The organism is Cryobacterium lyxosi (assembly GCF_004403345.1).
Classification (GTDB): Bacteria; Actinomycetota; Actinomycetes; order Actinomycetales; family Microbacteriaceae; genus Cryobacterium; species Cryobacterium lyxosi.
Genome location: NZ_SOGT01000012.1, coordinates 474,934 through 493,201, shown reverse-complemented (window position 1 = coordinate 493,201; position 18,268 = coordinate 474,934). Strand labels below are relative to the sequence as shown.

The following is an 18,268-nucleotide window of genomic DNA, read 5'->3' as shown; positions in this document are numbered from 1 at the left end:
GGGATTCTCCTAGAACTTCACTTTGACGACGACCATCATCCACAGCGAACCGATCCCAAGCAGGATGGCGGCGACGACGAGGGCGGCGATTCCCCAGATGCTGCTGAAGAAGCCGCCGAAATAGCTCGGCTGGGTCAACAAGAGAAAGGTGAAGACGCCGATGGGCAGCAGGATCAGCACCCAGGCACTCATCTTGCCCTCCGCGGCCAACGCTTTCACCTGCCGCCGAATTTCGTTGCGTTCGCGGATGGTGTGGCTCACCTGGTCGAGCACCTGAGACAAGTTGCCGCCCACTTCACGGTTGATTGCGATCGCCTGGGCGACCCATTGAAAGTCGTCGCTGCGCATCCGCATCGCGGTGTTGTCGAGGGCGTCTCCCAGATCGCGCCCGATGCGGGTTTCGTTCACGACTCGGGCGAGCTCATCGGACGTCGGTGACTCCGTCTCGTGCGAAGAAGCGTCGACGGCGCGGAGCAGGCTGTGGCCAGCGCGAAGCGAACCGGCGAGAAGGGTGAGCGACTCGTCGAGCTGTTCGGCGAATTTGGCTCGCCTGCGCCCGGCGCGCAGGCTGATCAGCACCTTGGCACCGATCGGGGCGAGCGCAGCGAACGTGACCATGAGCGGCACGACCCAGGACGAGCCGGTGCCGAGGATCAGCCCGAGCAACGACAGAACGATGGCGGCAGAGATGACCATGAGTACGAAGCCCGAGGGTTGCATCCGGATGCCCGCCTGCTCCAGTTCCGCCTCGCTGAACGGAGCCCGGCCGCCCCGGCGGAGCGCGCCATCGATCACTTCGACCGTGCGGTCGGTCATCTTGGTCAGGGTCGACGTCTCGATCGCTCCGGGCGCGCGTCGGCGTTCCAAGGGCACGCGTGGCGCCGACGGCGCAATCACCAGGAACACGAGAACCAGGAGCGCGATCAAACCGGCCCCGACCCCGACGTAGAGAATGACCTCGTTCATCGCTGTGCTCGTGTCATCAGTTCAGCCTGGAACACACCCGGCGAGAGCTCGATGCCCAGATCGCGAAACTTGTCGGCAAACCGTGGTCGTACCCCGGTGGCGACTGCGCGGCCGAGGAGATGTCCGTCGGCGTCGGTGCCGGCACCGTGGTCGAAGATGAAGGCGTCCTGCAGGGTGACGATCTCGCCCTCCATACCCTGCACTTCGGTGACGTGCGTGATGCGGCGAGTGCCGTCCTTGAGCCGACTGATCTGCACGATCACGTCGATTGCCGAGGTGATCTGCTCCCGGATAGCGCGCAGCGGCAGGTCCATCCCAGCCATGAGCACGAGGGTTTCCAGCCTCGCGATCGCGTCACGCGGTGAGTTGGCGTGCACCGTCGAGATGGAACCGTCGTGGCCGGTGTTCATGGCCTGCAGCATGTCGAGGCTTTCGCCGCCGCGGCACTCACCGATCACAATCCGATCCGGGCGCATGCGCAGGGAGTTGCGCACCAGGTCGCGGATGGTGATTTCACCTTTACCCTCGATGTTCGCGGGGCGTGATTCGAGACGGATGACGTGTTCCTGTTGCAGCTGCAGCTCCACGGCGTCTTCGATCGTGATGATGCGCTCGTCGGGCGGAATGTAGCCGGACAGCACGTTGAGTAGGGTCGTCTTGCCGGTTCCGGTTCCCCCGGAGACGATGATGTTGAGCTTTGCTTTTACGCAGGCATCAAGCAACTCCGCCATGTCCGGGCTCAGTGTGCCGAATCCGATCAGGTCTCTGACCGTGAGCGGTTCGCGAGAGAATTTACGAATAGTCAGTGAGGAACCATCGACCGAAAGTGGCGGGATGATCGCGTTCACTCGCGAGCCGTCGGCGAGGCGCGCATCCACCAGCGGTGACGATTCGTCGATGCGCCGACCGACCTTGGAGACGATCCGCTCGATCACTCGACGCAGCTGCGCTTCGCTCGTGAAACGGGAGGGGCTGAGGCTGAGGCGTCCGTTTCTTTCGACGAAAATTTGCTCGTGGCCGTTGACCATGATCTCGGATACGGCTTCATCAGCGAGCAAGACGTCGAGCGGACCGTAGCCGAGCACGTCGGCACCGATCTCGGCGATGAGTCGGTCGCGCTCGTCGTCGCTGAGCGGTACCTGCTCGGCCGAAACGATGTTGCCCAACTCGGCTCTTGCGTAGGCATGTAGCTGCTCTTCGCTCAGGCTGGGGTCGTTCAGGCGTGTTCCAATGCGTTCGAACAGCTCCTGGGCGGCGCGTTCCTTGATATCGGCGAGTGGATCAACAGGAAGTTGTGAAGCGGCTATCGGCGCCGGGGATGGCACGGGCACAGCTGTCACCGATGATAGCGACGATGCAGGGGGCAGGGAAGAAGCGTTCGCCAAAGCCGTCGGGACAGCGTTTGAATTCACCAGGGCTGGTTCCGGAGCTTTTTTGTCAAAGCGGTGGTGGGGGCCTTTTTCTCGCACCGCGTCCACTCGTTCGGTCAGTTTCATGCCACAACCACCCTTCGGTGTAGGCGGCCGTGTTTACGCGCCGCCGTCGGGTCGAATCGGCGCACCAATGCGGTGAGCGCGTTTGATGCGGAGTTTCTGGAGCCGTCTGCCAGGATGGGCACGCCTCGGTTCGTCGACAGCGCCATCAACTTGGACCGCCGGATGGCGATATCTACCGGTACGCCGATCGTCGCCTCGATATCGCGCACGGACAGGCCGCTGAAGCGGTCGCCCAGGTTCAACACCACATGGCGAGTGGGCGGCACAATGCCGATACTCGCCAGCGCGGCCAGCTCCTTGCGGAGTCCCCGTGCACTCGGCACTGACATATCGCAGACGATCACGGCGTCGGTGGCCAGCTCCAGGGCGGCCAGGGCATGCTCGCCGAGACCGGGCGCCGTGTCGATCACGACGAACCGGAACACTTCAGAGAGTTGCCTGATTAAATGGCTGAGCTGCTCGCCGGACACCCGGTCGCCGTCGACCGGGGTGTCCGCACCACAGACGGTGTAGAAACCACTTTCGTGCGGGGTGAGGTAGGTCTTGAGCACCATCGTGTCGAGCTTTGCAGCATCAGTGACCGCGTCGGGCAGGGTGTGCGCCGGCGTGAGTGACAGCGCGGTGGCGACGTCGCCGAACTGTACGTCGGCGTCGACGAGAACCACCGATAGGGGGGCCAGCCTGGCCAGCCCGACGGCGAGGTTGGTGGCAACCGTGGTCTTGCCGACGCCGCCCTTCGCCGACACGACGGCGATGACCTGGCAGCGGATGCCGGCGGCCGCGGCGACCGTCTCGATGGCCGGCGGAGGGAGGATGAAGACGTCGGGATCCCCGGCCGAAGCTGGAAAGGCGTTCGATTCCAACTCAGGCTCGAACCCGAGCCAGACTTCTGGTACTTTTTCCGCGTCTGGCCGGTGCGCTTTTCGCACGCTGTCGGGTTCAGCCCGGGTGTACCGGGCACGAGTCGGTGTGAGTAGGACCACCTGCTCGTCGCGGGGGCTCAGGACTGCGTGAATGGTCCGGTCGGAGACCCACCGGTCGGTTCCCGCCTGGTGTCCGTGCGCGATCACGATGCCCACCCCGGGGTAGAGGGTGGCGAGTCCGGTCGAGAGCGCGCTTGTTTGCCCGTGGGAGAGAGTCGAGCCGAGCAGAGCCACGTCCGGTCGGTCTGCCGCGTGCAGTCGACCGAGCACGGCCGAAGGCCCAAAGGCCAGAAACTGTCCCTTGACCAGGCTGAGGGCGGCTCCAAAGAGAAGGTGCAGGCGGGTCTCGAAGCCATGGCTGTTGCCGATGAGCAGTAGGCGGCTCATTCGAAGACCACGTTGCCGTCAACGATGCGCGAGCCGGTCTCGTCGGCTTCCTCGGTCTCCAGGGTGAGCCACACCGAGCCAAACGTCTGGCCCCAGACGAGTTTTTCAATGTCGAGCGTGCTGCGGGCGAGGGTGACCATGACCGAGCTGACCGGCTCGGACGCCGCATCGGCTCCTTCCTCACCCTTCGCAGGCGACGTCATGGTTCCCGCTTGTACGGAGGTCACGAGCACCTTGTGAAAGACCTGCTTGCTCACCGGCTGCTCCTCGGTGCCGCCGGCGGGCTTCATCGACGCAGTGATGACCACGCCGACGGTGTCGCCGGCCTTGATCGTGCCGCCGACGACGTGCTCGACGGGCAGGGCGATGGTGACGGACTGCATGCCATCAGGAACTTTCACGTCGCCGCGCGCGGCGAGCTCGGCCGAGTTCACCCAGCGGGAGGTGAGGAGCTGCTCGCCGGGCTGGAGGGTAGTGTCCGCCACCCGGCCAGCGAGGGCGCTCAGCTTAGTGACGCGACCGGGCACCGCGGCAACCGCGGGCATCTTCTTCTCGGCGATGAGCTCGCCAATCTCCTCCGCGGCGGTGCCGGCGGGGATCTCTTCCGTCACGACATAGACGGATACCATCTCGGCGCCGTTGGTGGCACGGGCGTCTGCGCTTCGCACATAACCGGTGAGCACGACAGTGCCGACCACGGCCAGCACGATCGCGAGGATTGCTCCAATGAGGCGGGTTTTCATGGCATCTCCATTGGTTCAGGCGGAATTATAAGTCTGACGACGTCGGCGTTAAGGTTGGGTCCGCCGAGTTCAAAGGCGCTGTCCACGGACACCCAGTCTTGGAAGTAACCCTGGATGAATCGAGAGTTGCCACCAGTGCAGCCACACCCCGGGTAGTTATCGACGTTCACGAGTGGCATGCGGTTTCCACCGGCGAATTTCCACCCGGTGACCTTGAAGGAGGCGAAGGCGTAAATGTGGAAGACCCCGTTGGCGCCGGTCTCGGTGGAAGAATCAAAAATGGGAATGAGGATCGTTCGGCCCTCGAGGTCGGCCAGAGTCTCCTCACAGTCAACAGGCTGGCTGTTACCGGGCCGGCTCGGCACCACGTCGGCGTCGAGGTCCACCAGCACCTCGCACTGGCCTAGTATCTGGTCGAGCCAGCCGAACCCGCCCGGGATTTCAGCGCCATCCCGCCTGCACGGATGGTTTTCGTCGTAACGAATCGTGATCTTGACCTCGTCGTTGAGCGCGCCGAACAGCAGAAACTCACAGTACGAGAGTGCGAGCGGCAGAACTGCCGGGCCGTCGCCGGGTGGGCCCCACTCCGCGGTGGCGGTGGCGCCCACGGTCGTCGAGTCGGTTCCAATGAGCGAGGCGAACGGATGCTGGATGGCATCCTCCCCGGTGTCGGTGCGGGTCGAATCAGACACCGTAACGGTTCGGGCATCCAGGTCGATGATTGGCGGGTCAACGTTGGCGGCGTCATCATTGGCGTTCGCATCGGTGTAGTCGGCTGCCAGGCTTGCCGGGTTGTTGCAGACACCATCTGCGCAATCGCGGGCGACCGCGATGGCTGCGGCGTCCGCCCCGTTTTGCAGCTGGGCACGTTCGGCGTAGAGGGCGCCGACGTCGAGTGCAATGGCCAGGAAGCCGATAAGCGGCACCAGCAGGATGGCAACGAAGACGGCGCTCGCGCCGCGTTCCGAGCGATATAGGGAATTTAACCACCGCACAGCATGACCCCCGTTCCGGTCAGTGGGAGCGTCTCCCCGAAGAACCCGGTGAGGAGGTCGACGTCGTAGTCGATGGTCATGGTCACGGTAGTGATGGTGGCGGTGCAGTTGTTCACCGTGATGTCGCCCTCAGCAACCGATGGATTAACCGACGGCGCGGCGGCAGTGGCCGCGGACCTGGCTAGCCCCGGGTTGTTTTCGATCGCCATCACCCGGGCGCCCTCTCGGGCCGCATTGCTGAGGGAGATCTGCACGTTGAAGACGCGGCTGAACTCGACGAGTCCGAGCACGAGAAGGAGGAGAATGGGGAGGATCAGCGCGAACTCAACGGCTGCTGCTCCGCGTTCGCCTGGTTTGCTGCGTTTGAATATCATGCGGTGCCCCTTCGGGTGGGCAGTTGGTGTAAGCGACGGTGGCTTCCGGAGCGGGAGCCACCGTCGCTGTGCGGTCGGCCGAGGGGCTGGCCAAGTGTTGCGGAGGGTTATGCTTACGCGGCGGGCGGGGTGAGCTTGTTGCCAACACCATCGAACATGAGGTCAAGATTGGTGCCGATCAATGCGACTGCCGCAATGATCGCGACGGCGATGAGTGAGACCATCAGGCCGTACTCCACCGCTGTGGCGCCTTCTTCGTCGTTGCGCATGCTGTTCATGAGGGCCTGGATTTTGGTATAGAACTTCACGGGTTTTCCATTCTGTGTGGAGCTGACCTAGGTAGTCGCTCGGCGAATGACAACGTATGGGTATCCGTGGCGCAATGCATTACCCAATATGGGGGGCGACAACATGCGGTCACCGTCCCCACATTTGGGGTGATCTAATGAGTTTGGGCGCGAATTCCATGGCGCAGCATCTGTTCAGGGCGGTTCGCTTTCCGCCTTCGCGAGGCCGATTGCGCCCGTGGTGGCAACGGCGGGATAATACGGCCGCCGCGCCGAGTCTCCGTGGCATTTGCCGTGCCCTTGGTACAGTGGGAGTCAATCACGGCGAAGGCCCCGAGGAGTCAGCATGAGCGACAATACGCCAACCGACGGCAAGAAGAACCCGGAAACGGATGCTGCCGTAGCGCCTGATCTGACCGTGTCAGAGCAGGTTCCCACCGACCAGGACGGTGCCCCCGAGCACGCCGCGGTGGTGGTCGAAGCGGAGTCGGCCTCGGCGAAATCTTCGGTTGAGCAGGAACCCGAGCAGGAACCCATCGTCATCGACTATGACGCCATCAACGCCAACCTGAGTGCGGCCGAGCGGTCCGACGCGGTATCCGCTTCGGCCGCAGCCCGCAACTTGGCACCCATGTCGACGGCCACTCCGGTCGCATCGACAGATGCCGCCGCACCGAGCCTCACCGACGACTACGCCGACTCCTATACGCCCGCCGCAACGGTTCCCGCCACGGGTGCCGCCGGTGCCGCTGGTGACTCCGAGCCGACGTCGCCGGTTGTGCCGGTCGCGCTCGTCGTGGGAACCGTCGCCGCGGAGTCCCCGAGCGACTACACCCCGAGCGACGCCACCCCGATCGACGCCACCCCGATCGACGCCACCCCGATCGACGCCACCCCGATCGACTACACCCCGATCGACTACACCCTGGTCGATGCTCCGCTCGACGCGCCGGTCGCGGTCGCGCCGTCGTACACGCCCCCGGCCCAGTCGCCGATCTACGTGCAGGCGCCGACCAAGCCGAAAAACCGCAGCAACCGTGGCGGCGGCATTCTGATCGCCCTTCTCGCTACCGTCGTGTTCGCCATTTTGTACGCCGTCGCGGCATTCATCATTATCGGGATGACCAGCACGACCATGGCCGTGACGTTGAGCAGCTTCCTGCTCTTCGCCTCCTTGCCAATCTCTTATGTGCCGGTTTTGTTCTTTTTCCTCGCTTTCGCCGGGCTGATCTCCCTGGTCAATCGGGGCGGCTGGTGGGCCTATGTGCTCTTCGGCTTTGTCGTTGCCGTGATCGTGTACTTCTCGTTCATCGGTGCCGCGCTCCTCGGCCTCATGCTCGACGGCACGTCCGACGGGCTCAGCCAGGCCGACGTCAGTCGCTTCGTTGCGTCGCTGTGGCTGAACCCCTACGCCATCGCTGCCGCGATCATCGCCCGCGAGGTGCCGATCTGGGCCGGAGCCTGGATCGCCCGCCGCGGACGCCGCGTCACCGCCAGGAACCTCGAGGCCCGCACCGAGTACGAGCGCCTCCTCGCCGACGGCCCGCACGTCACCCGCCCCTAACCCGAGTCCCGCGCCCCCTCTTGTGGACGGGGCCCGGGCCCGGAACTCGGGCCCATGATCTAACCTGGGCCCGCGGATGGGGCCCAGGCCCCGTCCCCGGGCGGCACGTTTCACCCAGACGGGCCTACGCTGGAGCCATGCGGGAATACCGAAAGTACGCAATCACCATGGCGGCCTTTTCGGCCGCGCTCTACGCCGCGTTCATCGTGGCAGCGTTCGGCGTACTGAGCCTGCTGCTCAATCGCGATGTCATCAACGAAGCGGATGCCGGTGCCCTCCTCGGCCCCATCATGGTCACCACCGCGGTCCTGGCTCTGGTCTGGGTCATCCTTAGTGCCGTGTTGCGGTCCCCAGAGCGACTGACGCAAATTCCCCCACTGCCGATCTTCGTCTCGGGCATCGCGGCCTATCTCGGCTACTGCATCTCCGGGGGAGTCGTCTACAGCCTCGGCGCCGGCGAACTCTTTCGGTCGGTCACCTTCATCGGCGCAGAGATGACGAGCCCGTTCGCCATTGCCATCGCCGTGAGCGGATGGCTCATCGCGTTTCTGTTCTTTCTCGTACTCCTCGCCAAGCCTGCAGGGTCCGGCGCCCCCGAGTGGCCCTGGGAGAAAAACGACAATAACTAGCCCGCGACGACGGTGCAATGTTGGCATCTCGCGCATGAAGCGTTACGGGTACCCTATTCAGTATGGATAGGTCCATCGAGTCGCGTGTCAACCACGAGGTTGAGAACTGGCTACGTTGGATCACCCAGTGGCGCCCCGCGACACACCGCGGCCGGGCGCGACTGTGCCGTCAGTGCTTCGGATCGCCGATCATCGCTTCCGCCGGACTCGCGGTCGACGTACCCCACGTCGTGCAGCACGCCCTGTCGATGCGGATGAAGATCGTGATCGACGCTTCCGTCGACGAATACACCGAACTCAACCTGCCCCGGCTCGCGCACGAGCTCAACCTGAGTGAGCGCCGCGAATCGGCTCAGGCATACCGGCCCGCCGAGGGCCTGGACCCGGAATTTCGCGGCCTGGACCTCGACCCGCAACCGGCAGCGGATGCCCCCTATCTCTTCACCTTCAGCGAACTCGCCGACCAGCAGCTCCCCGCCGGGCAATCACCGCCCCCACCTGTCGCCGAATCCGACAGCGCCAAATCCGACAGCGCCGAGCACGAGCACGAGCACGAGCACAGTGCCCCCGCGCCCTCCGACCCCCTCCCGCCGCTCAGCCCCGCAGAAAAACAAGCGCTCAAAGCGGAGATGCAGCTTGCCGACGAGTTCGCGACCCGGGTAGGCCTGCGGGTCTGCGCCCAACTCACCCAGCGGAGGCCCCGTCTGCTCACCGCGATCGCGCAATTCGTCGAGCCCCAGGTGCAGGCTCTGCTCGTCGACCTCGGGAGCACGCTTGATTCCCCGCTTTGGCCGCGCAATCCCTAGCTGAGCCGTGGCATCCGCTTCCTCAACGACCGGGCCCACCTTATGAACACGGGCCCAGTTTATAAACTGGGCCCGTGGACGGGGCCCGGGCCCCGTCCACATAAGCGATACGAAAATGGGCGCCAGGCGGGATCGAGACGGGGCGCAACCCATTTGACCAGCGTGGCTGCGTCGGGCTAGAATTGTGGGGTGTGCGCTTGTCGTGCGCCTGAATTATGCCCTCGCGATGTTCGCATCGAGGAAGCACCAGGTCGGGGCAAGATTCCACACATGCAGGGTTCGCTCTTCGAGCAAGCCCCCACGGCATACCCACCAAAACACGCGCGAGCAATCGTGTGGGTTCAAGCGGGTCCAGATGAACTCGACCAATTCGAAAGAAGAGGTCGAATGCTAACCATCACAAAGCTGTCACCGTGCAGCAATAACAAGGAGTAATTAGTGCCCACCATTCAGCAGTTGGTCAGGAAGGGCCGTAGCCCCAAGGTCACCAAGACCAAGGCTCCCGCCCTGAAATCCAACCCGCAGCAGCGCGGCGTTTGCACGCGCGTGTACACGACCACCCCGAAGAAGCCGAACTCGGCTCTGCGCAAGGTCGCCCGTGTCAAGCTTTCCAACGGCACCGAGGTCACCGCCTACATTCCCGGCGAGGGCCACAACCTGCAGGAGCACTCCATGGTGCTCGTGCGCGGAGGCCGTGTTAAGGACCTCCCCGGTGTGCGTTACAAAATCATTCGCGGCGCACTGGACACCCAGGCCGTCAAGAACCGTAAGCAGGCTCGCAGCCGTTACGGCGCAAAGATGGAGAAGAAGTAATGCCCCGTAAAGGACCCGCTCCCAAGCGCCCTGTCATTGCCGACCCGGTTTACGGTGCACCCATCGTCAGCCAGCTCGTCAACAAGATCCTTCTCGATGGCAAAAAGGGCCTCGCCGAGCGCATCGTCTACGATGCCCTCGCCGGTGTCTCCGCCAAGAACGAGCTGGATGCCGTTGTCACGCTGAAGAAGGCACTCGACAACGTTCGTCCGACCCTCGAGGTGCGTTCGCGCCGCGTCGGTGGTTCCACGTACCAGGTTCCGGTTGAGGTCAAGCCGCACCGCGCCAACACACTGGCCCTTCGCTGGTTGACCAGCTACGCCAAGGCGCGTCGCGAGAAGACCATGACCGAGCGCCTCACCAACGAGATCCTCGACGCGAGCAACGGCCTCGGTGCCGCTGTCAAGCGTCGTGAAGACACTCACAAAATGGCTGAAGCGAACAAGGCTTTCGCTCACTACCGCTGGTAGTTCGGCTCTCGAGCATTCCTGATCATCGGTTCAGGCGCGTTCCGGCTTGCGTCGGCACGCGCCTGACCGCTGAAAAAGCGGATGCTCACGGCCTCGTTCCGCATTCCCACCCCTACCCGCTGGAGGACCCCCGTGGCACTTGACGTGCTCACCGACCTGAGTAAGGTCCGCAACATCGGCATCATGGCTCACATTGATGCTGGCAAGACCACCACAACTGAGCGCATCCTGTTCTACACGGGTGTCAACCACAAGATCGGCGAGACCCACGACGGCGCCTCGACGATGGACTGGATGGCGCAGGAGCAGGAACGTGGCATCACGATCACCTCCGCTGCGACGACGTGTTTCTGGGACAACAACCAGATCAACATCATCGACACCCCCGGACACGTGGACTTCACCGTGGAGGTGGAGCGTTCGCTCCGCGTTCTCGACGGTGCCGTTGCCGTGTTCGACGGCAAGGAGGGCGTTGAGCCTCAGTCCGAAACCGTATGGCGTCAGGCCGACAAGTACGACGTGCCGCGCATTTGCTTCGTCAACAAGATGGACAAGCTCGGCGCCGACTTCTACTTCACGGTCGACACCATCATCAAGCGCCTCGGCGCGAAGCCGCTGGTCATCCAGCTGCCGATCGGTGCAGAGTCTGAGTTCGAGGGTGTCGTTGACCTCGTTCAGATGCGTGCGCTGACCTGGCGTGGCGACTCCAAGGGTGACGTGGAGATGGGCTCGAAGTACGCCATCGAAGAGATCCCCGCCGACCTCGTGGAGAAGGCCGCCGAGTACCGCAAGCTCCTGCTCGAGACCGTCGCCGAAACCGACGACGACCTCATGGAGCGTTACTTCGCCGGCGAAGAGCTGACGGTTGCCGAGATCAAGGGCGCCATCCGTAAGCTCACCATCAACAGTGAGATCTACCCGGTTCTCTGCGGTTCTGCGTTCAAGAACCGTGGCGTCCAGCCGATGCTCGACGCTGTCGTTGACTACCTCCCCACCCCGCTCGACGTGGCCGCCATTGAGGCGCACGACGTTCGCGATGAGGAGAAGGTCATCATGCGTCACCCGGATGCCGAGGAGCCGTTCACGGCTCTCGCGTTCAAGGTTGCGGTGCACCCGTTCTTCGGTCGCCTCACCTACGTGCGCGTGTACTCGGGCCGTCTCGACTCCGGAGCCCAGGTCATCAACTCGACCAAGGGCAAGAAGGAGCGCATCGGCAAGATCTTCCAGATGCACGCCAACAAGGAGAACCCGGTCGGTTTCGTTACCGCCGGTCACATCTACGCGGTCATCGGCCTCAAGGACACCACCACGGGCGATACCCTGTGCGACCCGAACCAGCAGGTCGTACTCGAGTCCATGACCTTCCCTGACCCGGTCATCGAGGTCGCTATCGAGCCCAAGACCAAGCAGGACCAGGAAAAGCTGGGCCTTGCTATTCAGAAGCTCGCTGAAGAAGACCCCACCTTCCGTACCGAACAGAACCAGGAAACTGGCCAGACGGTAATCAAGGGAATGGGTGAACTTCACCTGGATATCCTCGTCGACCGCATGAAGCGTGAATTCAACGTTGAGGCGAACGTCGGCAAGCCCCAGGTGGCGTACCGCGAGACGATCCGCAAGTCCGTTGAGCGTCACGACTACACGCACAAGAAGCAGACCGGTGGATCCGGCCAGTTCGCGAAGATTCAGATCGCGATCGAGCCGATGGAAATCACTGCTGAGAAGTCGTACGAGTTCCTCAACAAGGTCACTGGTGGCCGCATCCCGCGTGAGTACATCCCTTCGGTGGATGCTGGAATCCAGGATGCGCTCCGCGTAGGCATCCTGGCCGGCTACCCGATGGTGGGCGTTCGAGCCAGCCTGCTTGACGGCGCTGCGCACGACGTCGACTCCTCGGAGATGGCCTTCAAGATCGCCGGCTCGATGGGCTTCAAGGAAGCCGTTCGTAAGGCGAACCCCGTTCTGCTCGAGCCGCTGATGGCCGTCGAAGTTCGTACCCCTGAGGAATACATGGGTGACGTAATCGGAGACCTCAACTCGCGTCGTGGGCAGATCCAGACCATGGAGGATGCGCAGGGCGTGAAGGTAATTCGCGCTCACGTTCCACTGTCGGAGATGTTCGGATACATCGGTGACCTGCGGTCGAAGACCTCAGGCCGTGCGGTGTACTCGATGACGTTCGAGAGCTATGCGGAGGTCCCGAAGGCAGTTGCCGACGAGATCATCAACAAGAACAAGGGCGAATAGCCCTAAGGTGGCCTTCGGGCCTGAATCGCTTAGGCCACCTGGCCCGAGTAATATAAATAGACACATCCAGCGCATACCGGCCGCTCATAACGGCGGCCGTGAATTTGCACGCGAGTCCTGAGGAGGACCCACAGTGGCCAAGGCCAAGTTCGAGCGGACAAAGCCGCACGTAAACATCGGAACGATCGGTCACGTTGACCACGGAAAGACCACGCTGACTGCAGCGATCTCCAAGGTTCTTGCCGATAAGTTCCCGTCCAAGATCAACGTTCAGCGCGACTTCGCGTCGATTGACTCGGCTCCGGAAGAACGCCAGCGCGGCATCACGATCAACATTTCACATGTTGAGTACGAGACCGACAAGCGTCACTATGCGCACGTCGATGCTCCGGGCCACGCTGACTACATCAAGAACATGATCACCGGTGCTGCTCAGATGGACGGCGCAATCCTCGTGGTTGCCGCTACTGACGGCCCGATGGCTCAGACCCGTGAGCACGTTCTTCTCGCCAAGCAGGTCGGCGTTCCGACCCTGCTCGTCGCGCTGAACAAGGCCGACATGGTTGACGACGAAGAGATCATGGAGCTCGTCGAGCTCGAAGTTCGTGAGCTGCTTTCGAGCCAGGGCTTCGATGGCGACAACGCCCCCGTCGTTCCGGTTTCTGCACTCAAGGCGCTCGAGGGCGACGAGAAGTGGACCGCCAACATCCTGACTCTCATGCAGGCCGTTGACGACTTCATTCCCGACCCGATCCGCGACAAGGACAAGCCGTTCTTGATGCCGATCGAGGACGTCTTCACGATCACCGGTCGTGGCACCGTTGTTACGGGCCGCGCCGAGCGTGGAACCCTCAAGATCAACTCCGAGATCGAGATCGTCGGCATCCGCCCGACGCAGAAGACCACGGTTACCGGTATTGAGATGTTCCACAAGCAGCTCGACGAGGCTTGGGCCGGCGAGAACTGTGGACTTCTTCTTCGTGGCACCAAGCGCGAAGACGTTGAGCGCGGCCAGGTCGTCGTCAAGCCGGGTTCGGTTACGCCGCACACCGACTTCGAGGGCACCGCGTATATCCTCAGCAAGAACGAGGGTGGGCGTCACAACCCGTTCTACGCGAACTACCGCCCGCAGTTCTACTTCCGCACCACGGACGTCACCGGCGTCATCACGCTGCCCGAGGGCACCGAGATGGTCATGCCTGGCGACACCACCGACCTGACTGTCGCGCTGATTCAGCCGATCGCCATGGAAGAGGGCCTCGGCTTCGCTATCCGTGAAGGTGGCCGCACCGTCGGCGCCGGCACGGTGACCAAGATCATCAAGTAGTCACTCTCTACTGATCTACTGATCTACTGATCTACTGATCTCCTGAACAGGGGTCGGGCCTTCGGGCCCGGCCCCTTTTTTGGTACCCGGCGTCCCTACTCTCTTGCTGCAACCGCCATTGATTCCAGAGCATGTCTTCAGATGTGGTCGGCCGCGGCGAGAATGGCTTTATCCGGTTATGGTTTCCGCATGCAGATATCGAAACTGGAAATGCGCATCCTGATGGGGATTGCCGTTGTCGTGATCGCCATTCTGGCCGTGGTGATCGTGCCGCGCCTGGTCGGGTCTGCTCCCGTCACCGAATCCACGATCGCCCAGGTGACTCCGACTCCCAGTCCGTCACCTATCGACACGCCCACCCCGACGCCCACGCCTACCGCTCAGTCTGAACAGCAGATTCTCGACAGCATCGTGGCCAGTACCGTCAGTGTGTACAGCGTGTTGGTCTGCGACAGCCTCACGCAGTACGCCTCCCAGTCGATTCCCGAGATCATCAGCAAGGTGCTTGCCGAGTACCCAACGACCGGCTTATCTGAGAAATCCCGACAGATCATGGCCCAGCGCGTTTTGACCGACTCCACCGCGAAGAGCTGCCCCGACCAGAGCTCGCGCGTCGCCTCCGGCATCGCCACCGGGTAGTCGCTGGAGTTGCGGCCAAGTCGATGCCCACGGTCGGCTGCACGCGGGTATTCGTCGGCATAGCGGCCGTCACGCACGGGCCGCCGAGAAGCGTGCGACACGCCCGGGTTGCATGAAGTGGCAATTGTGTGGCAGACTCTTCTAGTTCAACACTTTCGGTGTGCGCTACGCGTCGCCGGAATCACTGCCAGGCAGTGCATAGTCGCGTCACGCTCTTTCGAAAAACACATCGTCGGATGAGCGCAGATTGCAGGCTAGGCCGCAGGGAGCAGAGCGCAGCACAAATCAACGATCTGGTCGGCGTGGGCAAAACCGTGCCGTCCCCCAGCTTCTGCTTCTGGGAGTCGACGTTGACGATGAGCGTCGTTTATTCGTACGCGATTCGAAATTGACATATGAACAGTGGTGCTAATGGCAGCAGTGCTACTACGGCGTCCAATGCAACCTCGGCAAATCGTGCCGTTGTCTGTAAGACGCCTCGACAGAGAGAGAGTTCGACATGGCGGGACAGAAGATCCGCATTCGACTTAAGTCGTATGACCACGAGGTCATCGACATTTCGGCGCGCAAGATCGTAGACACAGTGACCCGTGCGGGCGCTACAGTCGTCGGCCCGGTGCCGCTTCCGACCGAGAAGAACGTGGTGTGTGTCATCCGTTCACCTCACAAGTACAAGGACAGCCGGGAGCACTTTGAAATGCGCACCCACAAGCGCCTGATCGACATCATTGACCCGACCCCGAAGGCTGTTGACTCGCTTATGCGCCTCGACCTTCCGGCCGACGTCAACATCGAGATCAAGCTCTAGGGCCCGCGATGTCTTACTCCGATACCAAGACCACCAAGGGTCTCCTCGGCAAGAAGCTCGGCATGACCCAGGTGTGGGACGAGAACAACAAGCTTGTTCCCGTTACCGTCATCGAGATCGCGCCGAACGTTGTCACGCAGATTCGCACCAAGGCAGTGGACGGCTATAACGGCGTTCAGATCGCCGCTGGCCCGATCGACCCGCGTAAGGTCAACAAGCCTCTCGCCGGTCACTTCGACAAGGCTGGCGTCACGCCGCGTCGCCACATCACCGAGCTCCGCACCGCGGACGCCGCTGACTACAACCTGGGCCAGGAACTCACCGTTGACGGTGTCTTTGCTGCCGGCACCAAGGTTGACGTCATGGGCACCAGCAAGGGTAAGGGTTTCGCCGGTGTTATGAAGCGTCACAACTTCAAGGGTGTCTCCTCCTCTCACGGTTCGCACCGTAACCACCGCAAGCCCGGTTCCATCGGCGCATCCTCGACCCCGAGCCGTGTCTTCAAGGGCATGCGCATGGCCGGTCGTATGGGTGGTGAGCGCGTAACCGTGCTGAACCTCAAGGTGCACGCTATCGACGCCGACAAGGGCCTCATGCTCGTCAAGGGTGCCGTTCCCGGTGCTCGTGGCCGCCTCGTATTCGTTCGCAACGCAGTGAAGGGAGCCTAGTCACCATGGCTACAGCACTCGACATCATTGACGCCAAGGGCAAGAAGGCAGGCTCTGCTGAGCTTCCCGACGAGCTCTTCGACGTTCCAGCCAACATTCCGCTTATCCACCAGGTCGTTGTCGCGCAGCTTGCTGCCGCACGCCAGGGGACGAGCAAGGTCAAGCGCCGTGGAGAAGTTTCCGGTGCCGGCCGCAAGCCGTTCAAGCAGAAAGGAACCGGTCGCGCTCGTCAGGGCTCGATCCGTGCTCCTCAGATGACCGGTGGTGGAATCGTCCACGGACCGACCCCGCGCAGCTACGACCAGCGCACCCCGAAAAAGATGATCGCCGCAGCCCTCAAGGGTGCACTGAGCGACCGCGCCCGCGGTGGCCGCCTGCACATCGTCGAGGCACTGTTCACGGCTGAGACCCCCAACACCAAGGTTGCCCTGGAGCTGCTCACGCAGATCGCCACGAGCAAGCACGTATTGGTTGTCCTCGAGCGTACCGACGAGACCACGTTGCGAAGCATTCGCAACATCCCGACGGTGCACATCCTTTCGTGGGATCAGCTCAACGCCTATGACGTGCTCGTCAGCGACGACATCGTCTTCACCACTGGCGCGTTCAACGCGTTCGTGGAGAGCAAGACCAAGAAGGAAGAGGTGGCCGCATAATGACTATCGCGACCAACAAGGACCCCCGCGACATCATCATCTCTCCGGTTGTCTCTGAGAAGAGCTACGGCCTGATTGACGAGGGTAAGTACACCTTCATCGTTGACCCCCGTTCGAACAAGACGGAGATCAAGCTCGCGATCGAAAAGATCTTCAAGGTGCAGGTCGCTTCGATCAACACCCTGAACCGCGTGGGCAAGACTCGCCGTACCAAGTTCGGCATGGGCAAGCGCAAGGACACCAAGCGTGCCATTGTCACGCTCAAGTCTGGCTCCATCGACATCTTCACGGCCGTCGGCTAAGCGACAGGCAGAGGGATAACTAATGGCTATTCGTAAGTACAAGCCCACGACCCCGGGTCGACGCGGTTCATCCGTTGCCGACTTCGCGGAAATCACGCGTTCCACCCCGGAGAAGTCGCTTCTGCGTCCGCTCTCCAAGACCGGTGGACGCAACAACCAGGGCCGCATCACGACCCGTCACATCGGTGGTGGCCACAAGCGCCAGTACCGCGTGATCGACTTCAAGCGCAACGACAAGGACGGCGTCAACGCCCGCGTCGCTGAAATTGAATACGACCCGAACCGCACGGCGCGCATCGCGCTCCTGCACTTCATCGACGGCACGAAGCGTTACATCATCGCGCCGAACAAGCTCAGCCAGGGCGACATCATCGAGTCGGGAGCCGGGGCTGACATCAAGCCCGGCAACAACCTGCCCTTGAAGAACATCCCCACCGGTACCATCATCCACGCGATCGAGCTGCGTCCGGGTGGTGGCGCCAAGATGGCCCGTTCCGCCGGTTCGTCGGTTCGTCTCGTCGCGAAGGAGGGCGTCTACGCCCAGCTTCGTCTGCCGTCTGGTGAAATCCGCAATGTGGATGCTCGCTGCCGCGCGACGATCGGCGAGGTCGGCAACGCCGAGCAGTCGAACATCAACTGGGGCAAGGCCGGACGTATGCGCTGGAAAGGCGTTCGCCCGACCGTTCGTGGTGTTGCCATGAACCCGGTCGATCACCCGCACGGTGGTGGTGAGGGTAAGACGTCCGGTGGACGTCACCCCGTCAGCCCCTGGGGCCAGAAGGAAGGGCGCACCCGCCACCCGAATAAGGAAAGCGACAAGCTCATTGTTCGTCGCCGTACCGTCGGCAAGAAGCGTAAGTAGGAGTAGACGATGCCAAGAAGTCTTAAGAAAGGCCCCTTCGTTGACGACCACCTGCTTCGCAAGGTGTTCACGGCGAACGAAGCCAAGAGCAAGAACGTAATCAAGACCTGGTCGCGCCGCTCGATGATCATCCCCGACATGCTCGGACACACCATCGCAGTGCACGACGGACGCAAGCACATCCCGGTGTTCGTCACCGAGAGCATGGTCGGTCACAAGCTCGGTGAGTTTGCACCTACCCGCACCTTCCGTGGACACGTGAAGGACGACAAGAAGGGCCGTCGCCGCTAACGCGGTGACGTGAAG

21 protein-coding genes are annotated in these 18,268 nt (G+C 62.5%); 14 read left to right on the top strand and 7 right to left on the bottom strand.

What is annotated here, in order from left to right; genetic code table 11:
- Window positions 1-9: 9 nt before the first annotated feature.
- From E3T27_RS12095 to E3T27_RS12065, 7 genes are all read right to left on the bottom strand, one after another.
- Entirely contained in the window at window positions 10-966 is a 957-nt protein-coding gene (locus E3T27_RS12095) for a type II secretion system F family protein (protein ID WP_134572975.1), read from the bottom strand.
- The gene (locus tag E3T27_RS12090; protein WP_134572973.1) at window positions 963-2,462 is read right to left on the bottom strand and encodes a TadA family conjugal transfer-associated ATPase; all 1,500 of its coding nucleotides are present in this window, start codon (window positions 2,460-2,462) and stop codon (window positions 963-965) included. Before E3T27_RS12090 ends, E3T27_RS12095 begins: the two co-directional genes overlap by 4 nt.
- Entirely contained in the window at window positions 2,459-3,772 is a 1,314-nt protein-coding gene (locus tag E3T27_RS12085) for a CpaE/TadZ family protein (RefSeq protein WP_134572971.1), read from the bottom strand. The genes E3T27_RS12090 and E3T27_RS12085 overlap by 4 nt, the downstream gene beginning before the upstream one ends.
- Window positions 3,769-4,515 carry a Flp pilus assembly protein CpaB gene (cpaB, locus tag E3T27_RS12080; RefSeq protein ID WP_134572969.1) on the bottom strand — a complete coding sequence of 249 codons (747 nt, stop codon included), beginning with the start codon at window positions 4,513-4,515 and terminating at the stop codon, window positions 3,769-3,771. Before cpaB ends, E3T27_RS12085 begins: the two co-directional genes overlap by 4 nt.
- Entirely contained in the window at window positions 4,512-5,510 is a 999-nt protein-coding gene (locus tag E3T27_RS12075) for a pilus assembly protein TadG-related protein (RefSeq protein WP_166786198.1), read from the bottom strand. Before E3T27_RS12075 ends, cpaB begins: the two co-directional genes overlap by 4 nt.
- Complete coding sequence (locus E3T27_RS12070) at window positions 5,498-5,884, bottom strand: TadE/TadG family type IV pilus assembly protein (RefSeq protein ID WP_134572965.1); 387 nt, start codon at window positions 5,882-5,884, stop codon at window positions 5,498-5,500. Before E3T27_RS12070 ends, E3T27_RS12075 begins: the two co-directional genes overlap by 13 nt.
- A gap of 113 nt (window positions 5,885-5,997) precedes the next feature.
- Window positions 5,998-6,192, bottom strand: a complete 195-nt coding sequence (locus tag E3T27_RS12065; protein WP_338144900.1) for a Flp family type IVb pilin — start codon at window positions 6,190-6,192, stop codon at window positions 5,998-6,000.
- 325 nt (window positions 6,193-6,517) lie between these two features.
- Here E3T27_RS12065 and E3T27_RS12060 point away from each other — a divergent pair, with 325 nt between their 5' ends.
- The 14 genes from E3T27_RS12060 to rpsS all read left to right on the top strand — a co-directional run bounded on the left by E3T27_RS12060 (window position 6,518) and on the right by rpsS (window position 18,253).
- Window positions 6,518-7,735: a M48 family metalloprotease gene (locus E3T27_RS12060; RefSeq protein ID WP_134572963.1), complete on the top strand. Its 1,218-nt coding sequence runs from the start codon at window positions 6,518-6,520 to the stop codon at window positions 7,733-7,735.
- 137 nt (window positions 7,736-7,872) lie between these two features.
- Complete coding sequence (locus tag E3T27_RS12055) at window positions 7,873-8,364, top strand: DUF6121 family protein (RefSeq protein WP_134572961.1); 492 nt, start codon at window positions 7,873-7,875, stop codon at window positions 8,362-8,364.
- A 62-nt stretch (window positions 8,365-8,426) separates the two neighbouring features.
- A complete protein-coding gene (locus tag E3T27_RS12050; RefSeq protein WP_134572959.1) occupies window positions 8,427-9,170 on the top strand; it encodes a spermidine/putrescine ABC transporter substrate-binding protein in 744 nt (247 codons plus the stop codon).
- Window positions 9,171-9,608: 438 nt separating this feature from the next.
- On the top strand, window positions 9,609-9,983 hold the full coding sequence (gene rpsL, locus E3T27_RS12045) for a 30S ribosomal protein S12 (protein WP_035834602.1): 375 nt from the start codon (window positions 9,609-9,611) through the stop codon (window positions 9,981-9,983).
- Window positions 9,983-10,453, top strand: a complete 471-nt coding sequence (gene rpsG / locus E3T27_RS12040) for a 30S ribosomal protein S7 (RefSeq protein ID WP_092107221.1) — start codon at window positions 9,983-9,985, stop codon at window positions 10,451-10,453. The genes rpsL and rpsG overlap by 1 nt, the downstream gene beginning before the upstream one ends.
- A 132-nt stretch (window positions 10,454-10,585) precedes the next feature.
- Window positions 10,586-12,700 carry an elongation factor G gene (gene fusA, locus E3T27_RS12035; protein WP_104198526.1) on the top strand — a complete coding sequence of 705 codons (2,115 nt, stop codon included), beginning with the start codon at window positions 10,586-10,588 and terminating at the stop codon, window positions 12,698-12,700.
- Between the two features lie 133 nt (window positions 12,701-12,833).
- On the top strand, window positions 12,834-14,027 hold the full coding sequence (tuf, locus tag E3T27_RS12030) for an elongation factor Tu (protein ID WP_104127849.1): 1,194 nt from the start codon (window positions 12,834-12,836) through the stop codon (window positions 14,025-14,027).
- A gap of 189 nt (window positions 14,028-14,216) precedes the next feature.
- A complete protein-coding gene (locus tag E3T27_RS12025; RefSeq protein WP_104198464.1) occupies window positions 14,217-14,666 on the top strand; it encodes a hypothetical protein in 450 nt (149 codons plus the stop codon).
- 499 nt (window positions 14,667-15,165) lie between these two features.
- Window positions 15,166-15,474, top strand: a complete 309-nt coding sequence (gene rpsJ / locus E3T27_RS12020) for a 30S ribosomal protein S10 (protein ID WP_035834607.1) — start codon at window positions 15,166-15,168, stop codon at window positions 15,472-15,474.
- Between the two features lie 8 nt (window positions 15,475-15,482).
- The gene (gene rplC, locus E3T27_RS12015; RefSeq protein WP_092107229.1) at window positions 15,483-16,142 is read left to right on the top strand and encodes a 50S ribosomal protein L3; all 660 of its coding nucleotides are present in this window, start codon (window positions 15,483-15,485) and stop codon (window positions 16,140-16,142) included.
- A gap of 5 nt (window positions 16,143-16,147) precedes the next feature.
- The gene (gene rplD / locus E3T27_RS12010) at window positions 16,148-16,798 is read left to right on the top strand and encodes a 50S ribosomal protein L4 (protein WP_092107231.1); all 651 of its coding nucleotides are present in this window, start codon (window positions 16,148-16,150) and stop codon (window positions 16,796-16,798) included.
- Window positions 16,798-17,100 carry a 50S ribosomal protein L23 gene (gene rplW / locus E3T27_RS12005; RefSeq protein ID WP_092107233.1) on the top strand — a complete coding sequence of 101 codons (303 nt, stop codon included), beginning with the start codon at window positions 16,798-16,800 and terminating at the stop codon, window positions 17,098-17,100. Before rplD ends, rplW begins: the two co-directional genes overlap by 1 nt.
- Before the next feature lie 22 nt (window positions 17,101-17,122).
- A complete protein-coding gene (gene rplB / locus E3T27_RS12000; protein ID WP_092339441.1) occupies window positions 17,123-17,962 on the top strand; it encodes a 50S ribosomal protein L2 in 840 nt (279 codons plus the stop codon).
- A 9-nt stretch (window positions 17,963-17,971) separates the two neighbouring features.
- Window positions 17,972-18,253, top strand: coding sequence for a 30S ribosomal protein S19 (rpsS, locus tag E3T27_RS11995; RefSeq protein ID WP_104127852.1), 282 nt, complete (start codon window positions 17,972-17,974; stop codon window positions 18,251-18,253).
- Window positions 18,254-18,268: the final 15 nt, after the last annotated feature.

What these genes read in the sequence shown, in the direction of transcription:
- E3T27_RS12095 (WP_134572975.1), bottom strand. Translation starts at nt 966, where the DNA reads ATGAACGAGGTCATTCTCTACGTCGGGGTCGGGGCCGGTTTGATCGCG.
- E3T27_RS12090 (WP_134572973.1), bottom strand. Translation starts at nt 2,462, where the DNA reads ATGAAACTGACCGAACGAGTGGACGCGGTGCGAGAAAAAGGCCCCCAC.
- E3T27_RS12085 (WP_134572971.1), bottom strand. Translation starts at nt 3,772, where the DNA reads ATGAGCCGCCTACTGCTCATCGGCAACAGCCATGGCTTCGAGACCCGC.
- cpaB (WP_134572969.1), bottom strand. Translation starts at nt 4,515, where the DNA reads ATGAAAACCCGCCTCATTGGAGCAATCCTCGCGATCGTGCTGGCCGTG.
- E3T27_RS12070 (WP_134572965.1), bottom strand. Translation starts at nt 5,884, where the DNA reads ATGATATTCAAACGCAGCAAACCAGGCGAACGCGGAGCAGCAGCCGTT.
- E3T27_RS12060 (WP_134572963.1), top strand. Translation starts at nt 6,518, where the DNA reads ATGAGCGACAATACGCCAACCGACGGCAAGAAGAACCCGGAAACGGAT.
- E3T27_RS12055 (WP_134572961.1), top strand. Translation starts at nt 7,873, where the DNA reads ATGCGGGAATACCGAAAGTACGCAATCACCATGGCGGCCTTTTCGGCC.
- E3T27_RS12050 (WP_134572959.1), top strand. Translation starts at nt 8,427, where the DNA reads ATGGATAGGTCCATCGAGTCGCGTGTCAACCACGAGGTTGAGAACTGG.
- rpsG (WP_092107221.1), top strand. Translation starts at nt 9,983, where the DNA reads ATGCCCCGTAAAGGACCCGCTCCCAAGCGCCCTGTCATTGCCGACCCG.
- E3T27_RS12025 (WP_104198464.1), top strand. Translation starts at nt 14,217, where the DNA reads ATGCAGATATCGAAACTGGAAATGCGCATCCTGATGGGGATTGCCGTT.
- rpsJ (WP_035834607.1), top strand. Translation starts at nt 15,166, where the DNA reads ATGGCGGGACAGAAGATCCGCATTCGACTTAAGTCGTATGACCACGAG.
- rplC (WP_092107229.1), top strand. Translation starts at nt 15,483, where the DNA reads ATGTCTTACTCCGATACCAAGACCACCAAGGGTCTCCTCGGCAAGAAG.
- rplD (WP_092107231.1), top strand. Translation starts at nt 16,148, where the DNA reads ATGGCTACAGCACTCGACATCATTGACGCCAAGGGCAAGAAGGCAGGC.
- rplW (WP_092107233.1), top strand. Translation starts at nt 16,798, where the DNA reads ATGACTATCGCGACCAACAAGGACCCCCGCGACATCATCATCTCTCCG.
- rplB (WP_092339441.1), top strand. Translation starts at nt 17,123, where the DNA reads ATGGCTATTCGTAAGTACAAGCCCACGACCCCGGGTCGACGCGGTTCA.
- rpsS (WP_104127852.1), top strand. Translation starts at nt 17,972, where the DNA reads ATGCCAAGAAGTCTTAAGAAAGGCCCCTTCGTTGACGACCACCTGCTT.